Source organism: Ancylobacter sp., assembly GCF_965249975.1.
Classification (GTDB): domain Bacteria; phylum Pseudomonadota; class Alphaproteobacteria; order Rhizobiales; family Xanthobacteraceae; genus Ancylobacter.
Genome location: NZ_CBDFNE010000018.1, coordinates 664,732 through 682,050 on the forward strand (window position 1 = coordinate 664,732; position 17,319 = coordinate 682,050).

Consider the following 17,319-nt stretch of genomic DNA (forward strand, 5'->3'; position numbering starts at 1 on the left):
AAGAGGAGGCGCGCCCTATATAGGTTTCACGATGCGCCCGGAAGAGCTTCTCCACACCACCCCACAGGGGCTTTATTCGCCGGCCGGCGACTTCTTCATCGACCCGACGCGGCCGGTGGCGCGGGCGCTGGTCACCCATGGCCATTCCGACCATGCCCGCGCCGGCCATGGCGCGGTGCTGGCGACGCGGCAGACGCTCGACATCATGGCCATCCGCTATGGCGAGGCATTCGCCGGCAGCACCCAGGCGGCCGACTATGGCGCGCGCATCGAGGTGAACGGCGTCGGCGTCACCTTCCACCCCGCCGGGCATATTCTCGGCAGCGCGCAGATCGCGCTCGACTGGCGCGGCTGCACCATCGTCGCCTCCGGCGACTACAAGCCCGGCGCCGACCCCACCGCTTTGCCCTTCGCGCCGGTGCCCTGCCATGTCTTCATCTCGGAGGCGACCTTCGGCCTGCCGGTGTTCCGCCATCCCGCGCCCGCGGCGGAGATCGCCAAGCTGATGGATTCGCTGGCGCTGTTTCCCGAGCGCGCGCATCTCGTCGGCGCCTATGCGCTCGGCAAGGCGCAGCGGGTGATGGCGCTGCTGCGCGCCGCCGGCCATGAGCGGCCGATCCTGCTGCACGGCGCCATGGAGAAGCTGACCGCCTATTACCGCGCGCAGGGCATCGACCTCGGCGAAACGCGCCCTGCCCGCGACGCGACCCCGGCCGAGCGGGCGGGTGCCGTGGTGCTGTGCCCGCCGGGCGCGCTCACCGATGTCTGGTCGCGCCGCTTCCCCGATCCCGTCACCGCCTTCGCCTCGGGCTGGATGCGCATCCGCGCCCGCGCCCGGCAGAACGGCGTCGAACTGCCGCTCATCCTCTCCGACCATGCGGATTGGGACGAGTTGCAGGTCGCCATCCGCGCCACCGGCTGCGAGGAACTCTGGGTCACGCACGGGCAAGAGGACGCGCTGGTGCACTGGGCGACGCAAGCGGGGCTGCGCGCCCGGCCGCTGCACATGGTCGGCTATGGCGAGGAGGAGGGCGAGGGCGCCGCGCCCGATGCCCCCGCGCCCGACACACCCGCGCCCGAGGCGCCGCCGGCACCGGAGGTGGCGCCGTGAACCGCTTCGCCGCCTTGCTCGACCGCCTCGCCTATGAGCCGCGCCGCAACGGCAAGATAAGGCTCATCGCCGACTATTTCCGCCACACGCCGGACCCGGAGCGCGGCTGGGCGCTGGCGGCGCTCACCGGCGCGCTGTCCTTCCGCAACGCCAAGCCCGGCCTCATCCGCCAGCTGATCGGCGAGCGCACCGACCCGGTGCTGTTCGCCCTTTCCTATGACTATGTCGGCGATCTCTCGGAGACGGTCGCGCTGATGTGGCCGGCGCCGCACGGGCTCAACGACACCGAGCCGCCCTCGCTGGAAGCCATCGTCCACGCCTTCACCCATATGGGCCGCGCCGAGATGCCGGCGGTGCTCGCCGCGCTGCTCGACCGGCTGGACGAGACCGGCCGCTGGGCGCTGTTGAAGCTCATCACCGGCGGGCTGCGCATCGGCGTTTCCGCCCGCCTTGCCAAGACCGCCGTGGCGGCGCTAGGCGAGCATGCGCCGGACGCGATCGAACTGGTCTGGCCGGGGCTCACGCCGCCCTATGAAGAGCTGTTCGCCTGGGCCGAGGGGCGCGGGCCGAAGCCGGAAACCGAGGACCCCGCGCCGTTCCGGCCGGTGATGCTCTCGCATCCGCTGGAAGAGGCGGATGTCGCAAAGCTCGACCCCGCCGATTTCCGCGCCGAATGGAAATGGGATGGCATCCGTGTGCAGGCGGCCCGCGCCGCCGGGCCGGACGGGCGGCATGTCACAAGGCTCTACAGCCGCACCGGCGAGGATATTTCCGGCGCCTTCCCCGATTTGGCGGAAGCGCTGGCCTTTGATGGGGTGGTGGACGGCGAATTGCTGATCCTGCGCGAGGGGCGGGTGCAGTCCTTCAACGTGCTGCAGCAGCGGCTCAACCGGAAGACAGTGTCATCCAAGCTCTTGATGGAGTTCCCCGCCCATATCCGCGCCTACGACCTCTTGATGGCGGCGGGCGAGGATTTGCGCGATCTGCCCTTCGACGCCCGCCGTGCGCGGCTGAAGGCGCTGATAAAAGCCCATCCCACGGAGGGACGGCTCGACCTTTCCCCGCTCGTGCCCTTTCCCAGCTGGGAGGCGCTGACTGCGGCCCGTGCCGACCCCGCCGCCCATGGCGCGGGGGAGGATGCGGAAGCGGTGGAAGGGGTGATGCTCAAGCGCGCCGACAGCCCCTACCTGCCCGGCCGCCCGAAGGGGCCGTGGTGGAAATGGAAGCGCGACCCGCACAGCGTCGACGCGGTGCTGATGTATGCCCAGCGCGGCCACGGCAAGCGCTCCTCCTATTATTCCGACTACACCTTCGGGGTGTGGACCGAAGCGGGCGAGCTGGTGCCGGTCGGCAAGGCCTATTTCGGCTTCACCGATGCCGAGCTGATCGAGATCGACCGCTTCGTGCGCCGCCACACGGTGAACCGCTTCGGCCCGGTGCGCGAGGTGGTTCACACGCCGACCGAGGGGCTGGTAATGGAAGTCGCCTTTGAAGGGCTGGCCCGCTCCACCCGCCACCGCTCCGGCCTCGCCATGCGCTTTCCCCGCATCGCCAGGCTGCGCTGGGACAAGCCGCCCGGCGAGGCCGACCGGCTGGAAACGCTGGAGGCGATGATCGGGGAGGACGAAAGCCACGCTCCCCGCCGGCCCGCCGCCGTGCTAGGGAAGCAGCGTTCGCCTGCCGGGGAAATGTAGTCATGGCCGATAATCAGCTTGCCCGCTGGATGGGCGGTTCGCCCTTCTGGGTCCTCATGCGGCTCGTGCTGCTCTCGGTGGTGGTGGGCGTCATCCTCGCCGCGCTGGGTCTCGACCCGCTCAACATCCTCGCCAGCATTGAGAGCCTGCTGCGGCATCTGTTCAATTTCAGCTTCGAGGCGATCGAGCGGCTGTGGCGCTATTTCGTGCTCGGCGCGGTGATCGTCATCCCGCTCTGGCTCATCCTGCGCATCGCCAACCGCGGACGCTGATCCCGTGAGCCTCGCAGCGGCCGGCCGGGTGGAGGTCACCTCCCGGCGCTTCCTCGTCCTCGCCTTGCCGGCGACGCTGGCGCAGATGACGACCCCGATATTGGGGCTGGTGGCGACCGGCGCCATCGGCCGGCTCGGCGACGCGGCGCTGCTCGGCGCGGTGGCGGTGGGCGCGCTGCTGTTCGATTTCGCCTTCTGGATCTTCGGGTCGATCCGCATGGGCACGGCCGGCCTGACCGCGCAGGCGCTCGGGCGCGGCGAGAGCGTGGAACTGCGGGCGGTGCTGATCCGCGCTTTGCTGATCGCCGCCGTCATCGGCCTTGCGCTCATCGCGCTGCACGGGCCGCTCGCCGATCTCGCCTTTCTCGCCATGGGCGCCAGCGAGGGCGTTCACGCGGCGGCGACGCTGTATTTCTCCGTGCGCATCCTCTCCGCGCCCTTCGCCATCGCCAATTTCGCCCTGCTCGGCTGGCTGGTCGGCATTGCCCGAACCGATATCGGCCTCGGCCTGCAAATCCTCATCGCCGGGGTGAACGCGCTCGCCACGGTCGCTCTGGTGCTGTGGTGGGATTTCGGCATTGCCGGCGCCGCGAGCGCCAATGTGCTGGCGGAAATCGCCGGCACGCTGTTCGGACTCATTGCCGCCGCGCGGCTGGTGGGGCGGGACTGGCGGGTGCCGTGGCGCACGGTCATCGCCCGCGCCCCGCTGATCGAGACGGTGGCGGTCAATCGCGACATCATGATCCGCACCGCGCTCCTGATGAGCGTGCTGCTGTTCTTCACCGCGCAGGGGGCGCGGCAGGACGATGTCACGCTCGCGGCCAATGCGGTGCTCTACAACATCGTCATGGTCTCGGCCTTCTTCCTCGATGGCTTCTCCACCGCCGCCGAGCAGATTTGCGGCCAGAGCGTCGGCGCGAAGGACAAGGCGGGTTTCCGCCGCGCGGTGCGGCTGGTGCTGGCCTGGGGCTTTGGCTTTGCCGCGCCGGCCAGTGCGCTGCTGCTGGTGGGCGGCGGGCCGCTGATCGATCTTCTGTCGGCGAACGAGCAGGTGCGGGAAGTCGGCCGCGCCTTCCTGCCGCTGGCGGCGCTGACCCCGCTGCTCGGCGTCGCCGCCTTCGCCTATGACGGCATCTATGGCGGCTCGACCTGGGCACGCGACATGCGCAACATGATGCTGCCGGCGGTGGCGCTGTTCTTCCTCGCCTGGTGGCTGACCCTGCCTCTCGGCAATACCGGCCTTTGGCTTGCCTATCTCGCCTTCATCGCCGGGCGCGGCGTGTTCCTCGCGCTGCGGCTGCCGGCGCTGGAGCGCGGCACCTTCGGCTAGGCCGGAAAGGGCGCTGCCACCATTTCGCGCGCGCGCCGTCCGGTGAGCGCGGCGAGCGTCGTGTTCTCCCGCGCCAACTGCGCGGTGAGCCCCTGCTTGATCTTATCCACCAGCCCCAGCCCCTCATAGACGAGAGCGGAATAGAGCTGGACGAGGCTCGCCCCGGCCTCGATCTTGGCCAGCGCGGCGGCGGGGCTGTCGATGCCGCCCACTCCGATCAGCGGGAAGGCGCCTTCCGCCCGCACAAACGTTTCCGCCAACATGCGGGTGGAGAGGGCGAAGAGCGGCCGGCCGGAAAGGCCGCCGGTCTCGCTCTTGTGTGGCGAGCGCAGGCTGGGCGGGCGGGAAAGGGTGGTGTTGGAGACGATCAGCCCATCGATCCGCCGCCGGCGCGCCACGCTCACAACCCCATCGAGATGCGGCAGAGCGAGATCGGGCGCGATCTTCAGCAGAAGCGGCACGCCAGGCGCGGCCGCGTCGCGCGCCTCGATCACCCGCGCCAGCAGTTCGTCCAGCGCGCGTTCCTCCTGCAGGTCGCGCAGGCCGGGTGTGTTGGGCGAGGAGACATTGGCGGTGAAATAGCTCGCCACCCCGGCGAAGGCGCGGATGCCGGCGACGTAATCGGCGGCGCGGTCGGTGCTGTCCTTGTTGGCCCCGACATTCACCCCGACAAAGCCGGGCGCCCGGCGCTTTCTGCGGGCGGAAAGCCGCGCCAGCGCCGGGCCATGGCCGCCGCTGTTGAAACCGTAGCGGTTGATCACCGCCCGGTCCTCGACGAGGCGGAAATTGCGCGGGCGCGGATTGCCGGGCTGCGGGCGCGGCGTGATGGTGCCGACCTCGACGAAGCCGAAGCCGGCGCCCAGCATCGCGTCGGGCACCTCCGCCTCCTTGTCGAACCCCGCCGCCAGCCCCACCGGATTGGGAAAGGCGAGGCCGAAGGCCGACACCTTGAGGCGGGAATCGTCCACCGGCGCGGCGCGCGGCGGCAGGCAGGCGAGCGCGCGGATGGAGAGGCCATGCGCGGTCTCGGGATCCATCAGCCGGGCGAAGGGAAGGGCGAGGTCGAGCAGGCGGCTCATCGGTCAGCCCTCCAGCGCCGGGAACAGATGCCGCCCATGCGGGCCGAGCGGCAATTCGCGCACATAGGCCACCGCCTCAAGCGCGAGCGGGCCGTAGAGATGGGGAAAAAGGTCGCCCCCGCGCGAGGGCTCCCAGCGCAGCCGATCCGGAGGAAGGTGCTCGACCCGCACCGCCACCAGCAGCAGGTCGTCCTGCCCGGCGAAATGCTTCGCCGCCGTTTCCGCCACCTGCCCGGCGGTGGAGAAATGGATGAAGCCGTCGGCCACATCCACCGGCGCGCCGTCGAACCGCCCGGCGGCTTCCGCCGCCTGCCACAGCGCGCGCGGCGCGATCTTGTAGATGAGCCTCGCCTGCGCCGCCGCCATGTCCGTTTCCCGCCTCGTGCCGTTCGACCCGTCCTACAGGGCCCCGGCCGCTGAGGCAACGCGGCGCCAGGCGCGGATGATGGCGTCAGCGGAGAGATGGATATCCGCCTCGGTGGTGGAGGCGCCGATTACCGAGAGCCGCATGATCCAGCGCCCGCGCCACGCCGCGCCGGCGGCGAAGCAAAGGCCGTCTTCCTGCACCGCCGCGATGGTGGCGCGGGTCAGCGCGTCGCCTGCCGCCCCCGCCCCCGCCTCCACGCCGCCGAAGCGCACGGCGACCTGATTCAGTACCACCTCGTTCAGCACCGTCACCCCCGGCTCGGCGGCGAGACGTTCCGCCAGAAGCCGGGCCTGCACGCAATGGCGCTCCACCATCGCGGCGATGCCGGCCCGGCCGAAATGGCGCAGCAGCGCCCAGCTGGCGAAGCCCCGGGCGCGGCGCGACAGCTCCGGCACGTAATGCGAGGGGTCGCGCTCATGCTCGCTCACCGGCGGCAGATAGCTCGCCGCGATGGTCATCGCCCGGCGGTGGGCGTCGGCATCCCGCACGATGGCATAGCCGCAGTCGAACGGCGTCTGCAGCCATTTGTGCCCGTCCGTCGCCCAGGAATCGGCCGCCTCAATACCGGCGGCGAGGTGCGCGTGCGTCGGGCAGGCGCGCGCCCACAGGCCGAAGGCGCCGTCCACATGCACCCAGCCGCCCCGCGCCCGGACGAGCGGGACGAGCCGCGCATGGTCGTCGCTGGCGCCGCTATGGATATGCCCGGCCTGCGTCACCACGATCAGCGGCGCGCCTTCGGGCACGGCCCGCGCCAGCAAATCCTCGAAAGCGTCGGGCCGCATCACCCCCTGCGCGTCGGCCGGCACGCGGATCAGGCTCGCCTTGCCGAAGCCGAGATAATGCAGCGCCGAGAACACGCTGGCATGGGCCTCCTCCCCGATCAGCACCCGCACCGGCGGGGCGCCGAACAGGCCCAGCGCCTCCACATCCCATCCCGCCCGGCGCAGCACCTCGCCGCGCGCGGCAGCGAGGGCGACGAAGCTTGCCATGGTGGCGCCGGTGACGAAGCCGACCCCGCTCTCCGCCGGCAGGCGCAGCACCTCCAGCAGCCAGCGCGCCGCGACCGTCTCGGCGGCGGCGGCGGCGGGCGCGGCGAAGTGGTTGGCGGTGTTCTGCCCCCAAGCGGCGGTCAGCCAGTCGGCAGCGACGCCGACCGGGTGGGAATTGCCGATCACCCAGCCGAAAAAGCGCGGCCCGACGGAAGCCCGCAGCCCCGGCTCGGCCCGCGCCACCAGCGCGTCGAGCACGTCCGCGCCCGGCACGCCGGCCTCGGGCAGCGGGCCGTCAAAGGCGGCGAGGCAGGCGGCATAATCCGTCGCTGGCGGGTGCGACGTGGGGTCCGCGCGGTAGGCGATGGCCCGGCGCGCTGCCGCCAGCAGCAGGGCCCCGGTCTCGTCCTGTGGCGTCTCGTCCTGTGGCGTCTCGTCCATGCGCATGCTGGCCCCTGCCCGAAAGGGCGGCCATCCTAGGCAGGGCGCGCGCCCTGTCCAGCGCCGGGCGGCAGCGCCACCAAAGCCGCCGCAACGCGGCTGGACAATGGCGAGATTAGGGTATAATTCCTACACATCTGACAGAAATCCGGGCACGAATCATGCTCAGCCATGCCCAGATCTGGCGCGCTTTGGACAGGCTGGCGGAACGGCTGGACCTCAGCCCCTCCGCCCTCGCCCGCCGCGCCGGGCTGGACGCCACCACCTTCAACCGCTCCAAGCGCGAGGCGGCGGACGGGCGGCCGCGCTGGCCGTCCACCGAGAGCATCGCCAAGGTGCTGGCCGCCACCGGCACCAGCCTCGACGATTTCATGGGGCTGGTGAATGGCGGCACCGGCGGGCGCCGCGCCATCCCCCTCATCGGCTTCGCGCAGGCGGGCGAAGGCGGCTATTTCGACGATGCCGGCTTTCCCGTCGGCGGCGCCTGGGACGAGATCGCCTTTCCCAATGTCGGCGACGAACACGCCTATGCGCTGGAAATCTCCGGCGATTCCATGCTGCCGCTCTACCGCGACGGGGATGTCGTCGTGGTCTCGCCCTCGGCGCCGATCCGGCGCGGCGACCGGGTGGTGGTGAAGACGCGCGAGGGCGAGGTGCTGGCCAAGGAGCTGAAGCGCCAGACCAACCGCACGGTGGAACTGCGCTCGCTCAACCCCGAGCATCCCGACCGCCTGCTGCAGGAAGCGGACATCGCCTGGATCGCCCGCGTGCTGTGGGCGAGCCAGTAGCTGAACGCGAAAACGGCCCCGCTGGGGGGCCGCCTCGTTCTGTGAGTGTGTGAGGCGCTGCGGTCAGCAGCGCACCGCCACGCGGCGGCCATAGCGGTCATAGGCCCAGCAGTCGCCCGGCGAGGTGGCCGCGCCGATCAGCGCGCCGGTGCCCGCGCCGACGCCCGCGCCGATCGCCGCACCCGTGCCGCCGCCGGCGATGCCGCCAATCACCGCGCCGGTGCCGCCGCCGATGAGGGCGCCGCCCGCGGCGCGGCGTTCCGTGGTGGTGCAGGCGGCGATGCTGAGCGTGGCCAGCGAAAGCACAACGATCTTGAGCATGATCCCTCTCCTTTTGAGCATGCCGGACCTGCCCGGCAGACCGTGACGGCGATTCCTGATGTCGAAGGCGCCCGGCCCCCATGTGGCGGCGGCGCCCATCCGGTAACGTGCGCTTCGCCCGCAGGTTCCACTGTCACAGGCGCGGGATAGGATGACGGCTTAGCATGACGGCTTGCACCCGCCGCCGCGCGGAGTATGCTACCAAAACACTAGATTTCTTGACGGGAGTTCGCCATGACCATCCGCCTCGGGGACGTCGTTCCCGATTTCGACGCCGAGACCACCGAAGGCCCGATCCGCTTCCATGAATGGCTGGGCGATTCCTGGGGCGTGCTGTTCTCGCACCCGAAGAACTTCACCCCGGTCTGCACCACCGAGCTCGGCCAGGTGGCGCGGCTGAAGCCGGAATTCGACCGCCGCAACGTCAAGGTGATCGGCCTCTCCGTCGACCCGCTCGACGCGCATGCGAAATGGGCCGAGGACATTGCGGAGACGCAGGGCTACGCCCCGAATTTCCCGCTGATCGCCGATCCGGAGCGCACCGTCTCCGGCCTCTACGACATGATCCACCCCAACGCCTCCGACACGCTGACCGTGCGCTCGGTATTCATCGTCGGGCCGGACAAGAAACTGAAGCTCTCCCTCACCTACCCCGCCAGCGCCGGGCGCAATTTCGACGAGATCCTGCGGGTGATCGACTCCCTCCAGCTCACCGCCCAGCATGCGGTGGCGACGCCGGCGAACTGGAAGGACGGCGAGGATGTCATCATCGTCCCCTCGGTCAGCGACGAGGCGGCGAAGGAGAAGTTTCCCGGCGGCTGGAAGACGCTGAAGCCTTATCTGCGCGTGGTGCCGCAGCCGGGGAAATAGGACAGCCCGGATAGACCGTGGCTTTTCGCCCTCACGGCCGGGGCTGGTCCCCGGCCACCTCCGCCATCTGGCGGTGCTGCAGGATGCGGGGGACGTTGCTTTCGATCCAGCCGGTCAGCGTGCCGAGATGCTCGGCCAGTTCCTGCCCCATCGGCGTCAGGCTGTATTCGACATGCGGCGGCACGACGGGAAAGGAACGGCGCTCAACGAACCCATCCTCTTCCAGCCGACGCAACGTCTGCGCCAGCATCTTCTCGCTCACCCCCGTCGCCGCGCGGCGCAGCTCGCTGAAGCGCATCGTGCCCTCGCGCAGGATGAGCAGGCAGAGTGTGCCCCACAGGCTGCTGACATTTTTCAGCACCTCGCGCGAAGGACAATCGGCGGCGCGCAACTCGCCACGCCGCACCAGTTCCTTGAACGTCTCCCGGTCCATACCCGCCGCCATCGCATCCGCCTCTCCACCGTGCCACGCATACTAACCGAAAGGTGCGTACTTTCCATTGGAAAGTGTGGGGGCTAGCGTGCCGGCATCACATTCACTCCGCGGAGGCTGACATGACTGATCTCATTCTGGTAACCGGCGCCTCCGGCCAATTCGGCCGGCTCGTTCTCGGCCATCTGACGACCGCACTCGGCATCGCCCCCTCCCGCATCGTCGCCGGCACGCGCGATCCCGCCAAGCTCGCCGACTGGGCCGCCAAGGGCGTGCAGGTTCGCGCGTTGGATTTCGATGACGCCAGCACCTTCGGCTCCGGCTTCGCCGGCGTCGGCCGCGCCTTGCTGATCAGCACCGATGCGCTCGACCGGCCGGGCCGCCGCCTTGCCCAGCATCAGGCGGCCATCGCCGGGCTGGAAGCGGCGGGCGTCGGCCATGTCGTCTACATCTCGGCGCCCAAGCCGGAGAATTCGCCGCTGCTGCTCGCCCCCGACCATGAGGGCACGGAAAAGGCGCTCGCCGCCAGCAGCCTGCCGGGCTGGACCGTGCTGCGCAACCATTGGTACTTCGAGAACCTGTTCGCCTTCCTGCCGCCGGCAATCGCGTCGGGCAGCTGGTACACGGCGGATGAAGGCCAGGGCAGCGCCGATATCGCCCGCGACGACCTCGCCTTCGCCGCCGCCACGGTGCTGGCAGGCCCCGAAAGCGGCAAGGCAACCTACACGCTCTCTGGCCCGCAGGCGCTGACCAAGGCGGAAATCGCCAGCGCGGTAAGCGCCGCCATCGGCAAGCCGATCGCGGTGGTGCAGGTGCCGCTCGAAGGCCTGGTGCAGGGCATGATCCACGCCGGCCTGCCGGAGCCGCTGGCCCGCGTCTTCGCCTCCTTCGACAGCAACACCGCCGCCGGCCGCGTCGCCGAGGTGACGGACGACTTCTTCCGGCTCACCGGCCGCCAGCCGCGCCGCTTCGCGGATTGGCTCGCCGCCAACGCTCCGGCGCTCGCCGCGCTCTGACGGGCGACACCCGGCCGATCGGCCGCGCTTCTCTCAGTCGAGCTTCTTGCGGTACTGGATGAAGCCGGTGCGCTCGGCGAGGCTGTTATACAGCCGCTGCGCCGTCTGGTTGGTCTCGTGCGTCAGCCAATAGACCTTCGGGCTGCCCTTGGCCGCCGCGTCCGCCGCGACATGGTCGATCAGGCGGCGGCCGAGGCCCTGCCCGCGCTGGCTGGCGTCTACATAGAGGTCGTTGAGGTAGCACACATTGCCCACCGACCAGGTGGAGCGGTGAAACAGCCAGTGCACCAGCCCGACCGCCTGCCCGGCGGCATCGAACGCCAGGGCGCCATGCACCGGCTCGGCGGGGTCGAGCAGGCGCTGCCAGGTGGTCGCCGTCACCTCGTCCGGCAGTTCCGCCTCATAGAAGGTGAGATAGGCCTGCCAGAGCGGCAGCCACCGCGCGTGATCCTCGGCCGTGAGAGCGCGTATGTCCGTCATGTCACCACCCTGCCCTTTTCCAACGCCGCGCCGCGCAAAAACTCGTCCGCCGGCATCGCCCGGCTGCCGGCCTTCTGCACTTCGACGAGCCGCACCGCGCCAGCTCCGCAGGCGATGGTGAGCGCATCGTCCAGCACCATACCGGGTGCGCCGGAACCCGCGCCGAGCGTCGAGCGCAGCACTTTCACCCGCGCGCCGTCGAGCTCGAACCAGGCGCCGGGAAAGGGCGAGAGGCCGCGAATATGGTCGTGCACCGCCTGCGCCGGCCGGGTCCAGTCGATGCGGGTCTCGTTCTTGTCGATCTTGGCGGCGTAGGTCACACCGTCTTCCGGCTGCGGCGTGAAGCCCAGCGCCCCACGCTCCAGCGCCGCCAGCGCCCGCGCCATCAGGTCGCCGCCGACGATCATCAGCCGGTCGTGCAACTCGCCCGCCGTCATGTCCGGGCCGATGGTGACGCGCTCGACCAGCCCCACCGGCCCGGTGTCGAGCCCGGCTTCCATCTTCATGACCGCGACGCCTGTTTCGCTGTCGCCGGCCATGATGGCGCGCTGGATCGGCGCCGCGCCGCGCCAGCGCGGCAGCAGCGAGGCGTGGAGATTGAGGCAGCCGAGCGGGGGAAGATCGAGGATCGCCTGCGGGAGAAGGCGCCCATAGGCCACCACCACGGCGGCGTCGGCCTCATGCGCGGCGAAGCTTGCTGTCGCGCCCTCGGTGCGCAGGGTCGACGGCGTCAGCACGGGAATGCCCAGCCGTTCCGCCGCGCGATGCACCGGCGAGGGCACGAGATCGAGCCCGCGCCGCCCGGCCGGCGCCGGGGCGCGCGTATAGGCCGCCACCACCTCGTGGCCGGCGCCGACGATCTCCACCAGCGTGGAAACCGCGAAATCGGGCGTGCCCATGAAGACGATGCGCATGCGGCTCTCCGCTGGAAGGTGGAAACGAAGCGGCGCGTGCGCGGCGGGGTCAGGCCCGCTCCTTCTTCGCCAGCTTGGTGAACTTGGTGATCACCCGGTCGCGCTTGAGCTTGGAGATGTGGTCGATGAACAGAACGCCGTTGAGATGGTCGATCTCATGCTGCACGCAGGTGGCGAGCAGGCCGTCGGCGTCCATTTCCTGCGTCTCGCCATTGAGGTCCATATAGCGGACGCGCACCCGCGCCGGGCGCTCGACATCAGCGTAATATTCCGGGATCGACAGGCAGCCCTCGGCATAGACCGACATTTCCTCGGACGAGGCGATGATCTCGGGATTGATCAGCGCCAGCGGGTGCTTCTCGCGCTCCGCCTCCTCGTCCTCCGCGCCGTCCGCCTGCGCCTGGCGCGGGCCGACATCGACGGTGACGATGCGCTCGGGAATGCCGACCTGGATCGCCGCCAGCCCGATGCCGGGAGCGTCATACATGGTCTCGAACATGTCCTCGACGATGGCGCGCACGCGCGCATCCACGCGCAGCACGGGATCGGAGAGCTGGCGCAGGCGGGTATCGGGGAGGATCACGAGCGGACGTATCGACATGCCGTCCAGATAAGCGCCGCGCCGAATTCCGTCAACGCGGGGTTTACCCTGACAGCGACGGATGTTCACTCTCCGTTCGCGCCAACACCAGAATCTGCTAGAAGACGGCGATGGATCAGATCGTGTTCACGCTCGGCACCCAGCCGGTCACGCTGGCGCAGACGCTCGCGTCTGCCGGCGCGCTCGCCTTTCTGCTGCTGCTTGCGGTTCTGCGCGCGGTCTCGCGCAGCGCCCGGCAGAACGCGCTTGAGGCGGACGAGCAGGCCCGCCGCGCCGACGAGCTGGAAGAGCGGCTCGCCGATCTCGCCCGCACCCAGGCGGAAACCATCGGCCGGGTGCAGTCCATGACGGAGGTGCTGGCCCAGCGCCAGGGCGATCTCGCCCGCGCCGTGGCCGAGCGGCTCGACGCGTCCTCCCACCGCATGGGAGAAAGTCTGGCGCGGGCGAGCGAAGCCACGCACGAAAACCTCGTGCGGCTGAACGAGCGCCTCGCCCTTGTCGATCAGGCGCGGGCGAGCCTGGGCGAACTCTCCGGCCAGGTGATGAGCCTGCGCGAGACGCTGGCCAACAAGCAGGCGCGCGGCGCCTTCGGCGAAGGGCGGCTGCAGGCCATTATCGCCGACGCCCTGCCGCGCGACAGCTTCGCCTTCCAGCACACGCTGAGCAATGGCCGCCGCGCCGACTGCGCCATCTTCCTGCCCGGCGACACCCGCCCGCTGCTGGTCGATTCAAAATTTCCGCTGGAATCGATCACCGCCTTTCGCGAGGCGCCGACGCCGGAGGCGCGCAAGCCAGCGGAAGCGCGGCTGAAGGCCGATGTCGGCCGGCATGTGAAGGACATTTCCGAGCGCTATCTCGTCAGCGGCGAGACGCAGGACGTGGCGCTGATGTTCGTGCCCTCCGAATCCGTCTATGGCGAGTTGCATGAGCATTTCGACGACCTCATCCAGCAGGCGTTCCGCGCCCGCGTCATCCTCGTCTCGCCCTCGCTGCTGATGCTCGCGGTGCAGGTGGTGCAGGCCATCTGCAAGGATGCGCGCATGCGCGAGCAGGCCGACCTCATCCGCACGGAATGCGGCAAGCTGGTCGCCGATGTGATCCGCCTGCGCGATCGCGTCGGCAATCTGCAAAAGCACTTCGGCCAGATGACCGACGACGTGGCGCAGGCGCTGACCTCCGCCGACAAGATCGCCAAGCGCGGCGCGCGCATCGAACAGCTGGAATTCGAGGCCGACGGCCCGGCGCGCACGTCCGCGCCGTCGGATCTCTTTGCGGCGGATACGCTGCCCACACCGCCGCTGCGGGGGGCGGCCGAGTGAGCGAGGGCGACGGGAGCGGCGTCTTTAATCCGTCCAATTCGCAGGATGAAGCTTTTCTGATAGTTTGATAGAATGTTTCTATCGTCTGTGTCAGGAAACGTCCCGCGTGATCGACCGTTTTGAACTCCTGCTCGCCCTCGCCAAGGAGCGACATTTCGGCCGTGCCGCCGAATCCTGCGGGGTGACCCAGCCCACGCTCTCGGCCGGCCTCAAGCAGTTGGAAGAACAGCTCGGCGTCCGGCTGGTGGAGCGCGGCTCGCGCTTCATCGGCTTCACCCCGGAAGGGGAGCGGGCGCTGCAATGGGCGCGGCGGGTCATCGGCGATGTGCGCGCCATGCGCCAGGAAATCGCCGGCATGCGCAAGGGACTCTCCGGCCATCTGCGCATCGCCGCCATCCCCACCGCCATGCCGATGCTCTCCGAGCTCACCACGCCGTTCCATGCCAAGCACGCCGATGTACGCTTCACGCTGATTTCCGCCTCCTCCAATGAGGTGCTGCGGCTGATCGAGAATCTGGAGGCGGATGCCGGCATCACCTATCTCGACAACGACCCGCTCGGGCGGGTGCAGACCGTGCCGCTCTACAAGGAAGGCTATCGCTTCCTCACCTCCGCCGACTCGCCGCTCGGCGACAAGGCCAAGGTGACCTGGGAGGAAATCGGCCGGGTACCGCTGTGCCTGCTGACCCCCGACATGCAGAACCGCCGCATCGTCGACAAGCAACTCGCGGAGGCCGGCCACGCGGTGGTGCCGATGCTGGAGGCCAATTCGACGCTTGCCCTGCTCTCGCATGTGCGCACCGGCAAATGGGCGAGCGTGGTGGCCAACACGCTGGCGGATGTGTTCGCCTTTCCCGCCAGCATCCGCTCCATCCCGATCGAGGGGCCGGAAGTGCTGCACCAGATGGGCCTCGTCGTGCTCGACCGCGAGCCGATGACGCCGATCGTCACCGCGCTGCTGGCGGAAGCCCGCGCCGTCGCCCCCTCGCTGGCGACGCGGATCTGAGGCCCAAGCGGTAACCGCGGAACCCTGAGCCGCCTCATTTGTTGTCCCGCCACACGGCCACGGCCGTCTCGCAAAGTGGAGGCTTGCATGCTGGGTTGGGCGCTGACCTTTCTCGTGGTGGCTCTGATCGCCGCCGTTCTTGGTTTCGGCGGCATTGCCGGAACCGCCATCGAAATCGCCAAGATCATCTTTTTCGTCGCCATCATCCTGTTTCTGGTGTCGGCGGTGTTCGGCTTCATGCGGCGCGGCCGCGCGCCTTGAGGCCCCGGCTTCCGGGCCCGCGGCCCGGAAGCCGAACGGCTTTGCCGCAGCCATGCAAACGCCCCCGACGCAAGCCGGGGGCGTTCTCGCGTTGAACACGCGAGTGCAACAGGACCGTTCTTTGGGAGAAGCTGTCTTACGAGGAGGCGGGATCGTGCGGCGGCGGGACTGCCGCTCAGGTGCGCTCGGCGGCCAGAACCGCGCGCGTGGTCTTGTCGGGGCCGAAATCGCTGACATCGTCCAGCGCCAGCATCTCGCCGAGCCGCTTGCGCGCCCGGTTCACCCGGCTCTTGATGGTGCCCACCGCGCATTGGCAGATATCGGCGGCTTCCTCATAGGAAAAGCCGGAGGCGCCCACGAGCACCAGCGCCTCGCGCTGGTCCGGCGGCAGCTGGTCGAGCGCAGCGCGGAAATCCTCGAAATCCAGATGGGTGTTCTGGTCGGGATTGCTGGTCAGCGTCGCGGCAAAGGCACCGTCCGAATCAGGAACCTCGCGGCGCCGCTTGCGGTATTCGGAGCGGAACAGGTTACGCAGAATGGTGAACAGCCAGGCCGGCAGATTGGTACCCGGACGGAAGCTCGAAATATTGGCGAAGGCACGCAGCAGCGTTTCCTGCACCAGATCGTCGGCGCGGTCGACGCTGCCCGAAAGCGAGATGGCGAAGGCCCGCAGATTGGGAATGGCGGCGATGATCTCGTCGCGCAAAGTCGGGTCGAACCGGCTCACTTGCGCCCTCCGCCCTCGCCGGACGCGTTGTCCGCTTTATCGAGTTTAGACAGCAGGTCCATGAAACGGTCGGGCACGCCTTGGCGCACCACGTCGTCATACATGGCGCGCAGGTGCTGGCCGATCTTGGCCTGTATCTCGCTGCCGAGAGCGGTTTCTTTGCCGCCGCCCAGAGGCGAGGAGGACATGCCATCCGCCGCAGCGGCCGCACCCTCCGAATGATCGTCACTCATCATTTTCTTTCCCGACATTGAGCCCCCGAAAGGTCGAGAGGGAAGACGGCTCCGTCGCTGCATACGAGGTCACAACGAGCCAAAGGCGAAACGGTTCCGGGAATTCTAGTGCATCGCTAAAATTTTTGACCTACTCCGGAACCACGCGGTCCATCGCGCGTTAACAGCCGCTTCACAATTTGCAGCTTCGGGGAGACGCGAGTGAGCACTTCTCAACTTGTCGCGCAGCACCTGCCCTTTCTGCGCCGCTATGCGCGCGCGCTCAGTGGCAGCCAGTCGGCCGGCGACGCCTATGTTACGGCCATGCTGGAGACGCTCATCGCCGATCCCTCGACGCTCGACCGTTCGATCGATCCCCGCGTGGCGCTTTACACCCTGCTCACGCGACTGTGGGATTCCGTCACGCTGAACGCCCAGCTCGACGCCCCACCCGCCCCGCTGCAGGGCGAGCGGCGGCTCGGCCACATCACCCCGGTGGTGCGCCAGGCGTTCCTTCTGGTGTCGTTGGAAGGCTTCACCGAAGAGGAGGCCGCGAGCATCCTCTCCATCGACGTACCGACCCTGCGCAATCTGGTCGCCGATGCCGGGCGCGAACTGGCGGCGGAAATCGCCACCGACGTGCTGATCATCGAGGACGAGCCCTTTATCGCGCTCGATCTTGAAGGGCTGGTGGAAGGCCTCGGCCATCGCGTCACCGGCATCGCCCGCACCCATACGGAAGCGGTGGATCTCGCCCGCCGCAAGGCGCCTGGCCTCATCCTCGCCGACATCCAGCTGGCGGATGGTTCCTCTGGCCTCGACGCGGTGAATGAGCTGATCGAGAAGACCGAAGTGCCGGTCATCTTCATCACGGCCTATCCCGAGCGCTTCCTCACCGGCGTGCGGCCGGAGCCGGCCTTCCTGATCGCCAAGCCTTTCCAGCCCTCGACCGTCGCCGCCGTCATCAGCCAGGCGCTGTTCTTCGAGCGACGCGCCCGTCCGCGGGAGCAGCGCGCCACCGCCTGAGC

The 17,319-nt window shown here is 69.2% G+C and carries 21 protein-coding genes; 11 read left to right on the top strand and 10 right to left on the bottom strand.

Annotated features, from left to right (window positions below):
• Nucleotides 1-31: 31 nt before the first annotated feature.
• The 4 genes from ACP2AH_RS16010 to ACP2AH_RS16025 are packed head-to-tail and all read left to right on the top strand — an operon-like array spanning nt 32 to nt 4,407.
• Entirely contained in the window at nt 32-1,111 is a 1,080-nt protein-coding gene (locus tag ACP2AH_RS16010) for a ligase-associated DNA damage response exonuclease (protein ID WP_425106708.1), read from the top strand.
• Nucleotides 1,108-2,805, top strand: a complete 1,698-nt coding sequence (locus ACP2AH_RS16015; protein ID WP_425106709.1) for a cisplatin damage response ATP-dependent DNA ligase — start codon at nt 1,108-1,110, stop codon at nt 2,803-2,805. The genes ACP2AH_RS16010 and ACP2AH_RS16015 overlap by 4 nt, the downstream gene beginning before the upstream one ends.
• A 2-nt stretch (nt 2,806-2,807) precedes the next feature.
• Entirely contained in the window at nt 2,808-3,077 is a 270-nt protein-coding gene (locus ACP2AH_RS16020) for a DUF6460 domain-containing protein (RefSeq protein WP_425106710.1), read from the top strand.
• 4 nt (nt 3,078-3,081) lie between these two features.
• Nucleotides 3,082-4,407 carry an MATE family efflux transporter gene (locus tag ACP2AH_RS16025; protein WP_425106711.1) on the top strand — a complete coding sequence of 442 codons (1,326 nt, stop codon included), beginning with the start codon at nt 3,082-3,084 and terminating at the stop codon, nt 4,405-4,407.
• On the opposite strand, the gene ACP2AH_RS16030 is transcribed toward ACP2AH_RS16025, so the two are convergent.
• The 3 genes from ACP2AH_RS16030 to ACP2AH_RS16040 are packed head-to-tail and all read right to left on the bottom strand — an operon-like array spanning nt 4,404 to nt 7,343.
• Nucleotides 4,404-5,486: a quinone-dependent dihydroorotate dehydrogenase gene (locus tag ACP2AH_RS16030; protein ID WP_425106712.1), complete on the bottom strand. Its 1,083-nt coding sequence runs from the start codon at nt 5,484-5,486 to the stop codon at nt 4,404-4,406. The two genes, ACP2AH_RS16025 and ACP2AH_RS16030, sit on opposite strands and share 4 nt — an antisense overlap.
• Nucleotides 5,487-5,489: 3 nt before the next feature.
• A complete protein-coding gene (locus tag ACP2AH_RS16035) occupies nt 5,490-5,852 on the bottom strand; it encodes a DUF952 domain-containing protein (protein WP_425106713.1) in 363 nt (120 codons plus the stop codon).
• Nucleotides 5,853-5,885: 33 nt separating this feature from the next.
• On the bottom strand, nt 5,886-7,343 hold the full coding sequence (locus tag ACP2AH_RS16040; protein ID WP_425106714.1) for a pyridoxal phosphate-dependent decarboxylase family protein: 1,458 nt from the start codon (nt 7,341-7,343) through the stop codon (nt 5,886-5,888).
• A gap of 161 nt (nt 7,344-7,504) precedes the next feature.
• Between ACP2AH_RS16040 and ACP2AH_RS16045 the strand changes: the two genes are divergently transcribed.
• Nucleotides 7,505-8,131 (top strand): S24 family peptidase, encoded by a 627-nt coding sequence (locus ACP2AH_RS16045; protein ID WP_425106715.1) that lies wholly within the window; start codon nt 7,505-7,507, stop codon nt 8,129-8,131.
• 63 nt (nt 8,132-8,194) lie between these two features.
• Here ACP2AH_RS16045 and ACP2AH_RS16050 read toward each other — a convergent pair whose 3' ends face one another.
• The gene (locus tag ACP2AH_RS16050) at nt 8,195-8,452 is read right to left on the bottom strand and encodes a YMGG-like glycine zipper-containing protein (protein ID WP_244378969.1); all 258 of its coding nucleotides are present in this window, start codon (nt 8,450-8,452) and stop codon (nt 8,195-8,197) included.
• Between the two features lie 234 nt (nt 8,453-8,686).
• Here ACP2AH_RS16050 and ACP2AH_RS16055 point away from each other — a divergent pair, with 234 nt between their 5' ends.
• The gene (locus ACP2AH_RS16055) at nt 8,687-9,322 is read left to right on the top strand and encodes a peroxiredoxin (RefSeq protein ID WP_421698527.1); all 636 of its coding nucleotides are present in this window, start codon (nt 8,687-8,689) and stop codon (nt 9,320-9,322) included.
• 31 nt (nt 9,323-9,353) lie between these two features.
• Here ACP2AH_RS16055 and ACP2AH_RS16060 read toward each other — a convergent pair whose 3' ends face one another.
• Nucleotides 9,354-9,767: a winged helix-turn-helix transcriptional regulator gene (locus tag ACP2AH_RS16060; RefSeq protein ID WP_425106716.1), complete on the bottom strand. Its 414-nt coding sequence runs from the start codon at nt 9,765-9,767 to the stop codon at nt 9,354-9,356.
• 110 nt (nt 9,768-9,877) lie between these two features.
• On the opposite strand from ACP2AH_RS16060, the gene ACP2AH_RS16065 reads away from it, so the two are divergent.
• A complete protein-coding gene (locus ACP2AH_RS16065) occupies nt 9,878-10,771 on the top strand; it encodes an SDR family oxidoreductase (protein WP_425106717.1) in 894 nt (297 codons plus the stop codon).
• Nucleotides 10,772-10,804: 33 nt separating this feature from the next.
• Here the strand turns inward: ACP2AH_RS16065 and ACP2AH_RS16070 are convergent, their stop codons facing one another.
• The 3 genes from ACP2AH_RS16070 to def are packed head-to-tail and all read right to left on the bottom strand — an operon-like array spanning nt 10,805 to nt 12,766.
• Entirely contained in the window at nt 10,805-11,251 is a 447-nt protein-coding gene (locus ACP2AH_RS16070) for an N-acetyltransferase family protein (RefSeq protein ID WP_425106718.1), read from the bottom strand.
• Nucleotides 11,248-12,165: a methionyl-tRNA formyltransferase gene (gene fmt, locus ACP2AH_RS16075; protein WP_425106719.1), complete on the bottom strand. Its 918-nt coding sequence runs from the start codon at nt 12,163-12,165 to the stop codon at nt 11,248-11,250. The genes ACP2AH_RS16070 and fmt overlap by 4 nt, the downstream gene beginning before the upstream one ends.
• A gap of 49 nt (nt 12,166-12,214) precedes the next feature.
• The gene (def, locus tag ACP2AH_RS16080; protein WP_371348775.1) at nt 12,215-12,766 is read right to left on the bottom strand and encodes a peptide deformylase; all 552 of its coding nucleotides are present in this window, start codon (nt 12,764-12,766) and stop codon (nt 12,215-12,217) included.
• Between the two features lie 110 nt (nt 12,767-12,876).
• Here def and ACP2AH_RS16085 point away from each other — a divergent pair, with 110 nt between their 5' ends.
• The 3 genes from ACP2AH_RS16085 to ACP2AH_RS16095 all read left to right on the top strand — a co-directional run bounded on the left by ACP2AH_RS16085 (nt 12,877) and on the right by ACP2AH_RS16095 (nt 15,352).
• Complete coding sequence (locus ACP2AH_RS16085; RefSeq protein ID WP_425106720.1) at nt 12,877-14,085, top strand: DNA recombination protein RmuC; 1,209 nt, start codon at nt 12,877-12,879, stop codon at nt 14,083-14,085.
• Between the two features lie 106 nt (nt 14,086-14,191).
• The gene (locus tag ACP2AH_RS16090; protein ID WP_425106721.1) at nt 14,192-15,091 is read left to right on the top strand and encodes a LysR family transcriptional regulator; all 900 of its coding nucleotides are present in this window, start codon (nt 14,192-14,194) and stop codon (nt 15,089-15,091) included.
• A gap of 87 nt (nt 15,092-15,178) precedes the next feature.
• Nucleotides 15,179-15,352 (top strand): DUF1328 domain-containing protein, encoded by a 174-nt coding sequence (locus ACP2AH_RS16095; RefSeq protein ID WP_018389091.1) that lies wholly within the window; start codon nt 15,179-15,181, stop codon nt 15,350-15,352.
• A 175-nt stretch (nt 15,353-15,527) separates the two neighbouring features.
• On the opposite strand, the gene ACP2AH_RS16100 is transcribed toward ACP2AH_RS16095, so the two are convergent.
• Nucleotides 15,528-16,079, bottom strand: coding sequence for a sigma-70 family RNA polymerase sigma factor (locus tag ACP2AH_RS16100; protein ID WP_244378983.1), 552 nt, complete (start codon nt 16,077-16,079; stop codon nt 15,528-15,530).
• Nucleotides 16,076-16,312 carry a NepR family anti-sigma factor gene (locus ACP2AH_RS16105; RefSeq protein WP_425106722.1) on the bottom strand — a complete coding sequence of 79 codons (237 nt, stop codon included), beginning with the start codon at nt 16,310-16,312 and terminating at the stop codon, nt 16,076-16,078. Before ACP2AH_RS16105 ends, ACP2AH_RS16100 begins: the two co-directional genes overlap by 4 nt.
• A 201-nt stretch (nt 16,313-16,513) precedes the next feature.
• Here ACP2AH_RS16105 and ACP2AH_RS16110 point away from each other — a divergent pair, with 201 nt between their 5' ends.
• Nucleotides 16,514-17,317, top strand: a complete 804-nt coding sequence (locus ACP2AH_RS16110; protein WP_425106723.1) for a response regulator — start codon at nt 16,514-16,516, stop codon at nt 17,315-17,317.
• Nucleotides 17,318-17,319: the final 2 nt, after the last annotated feature.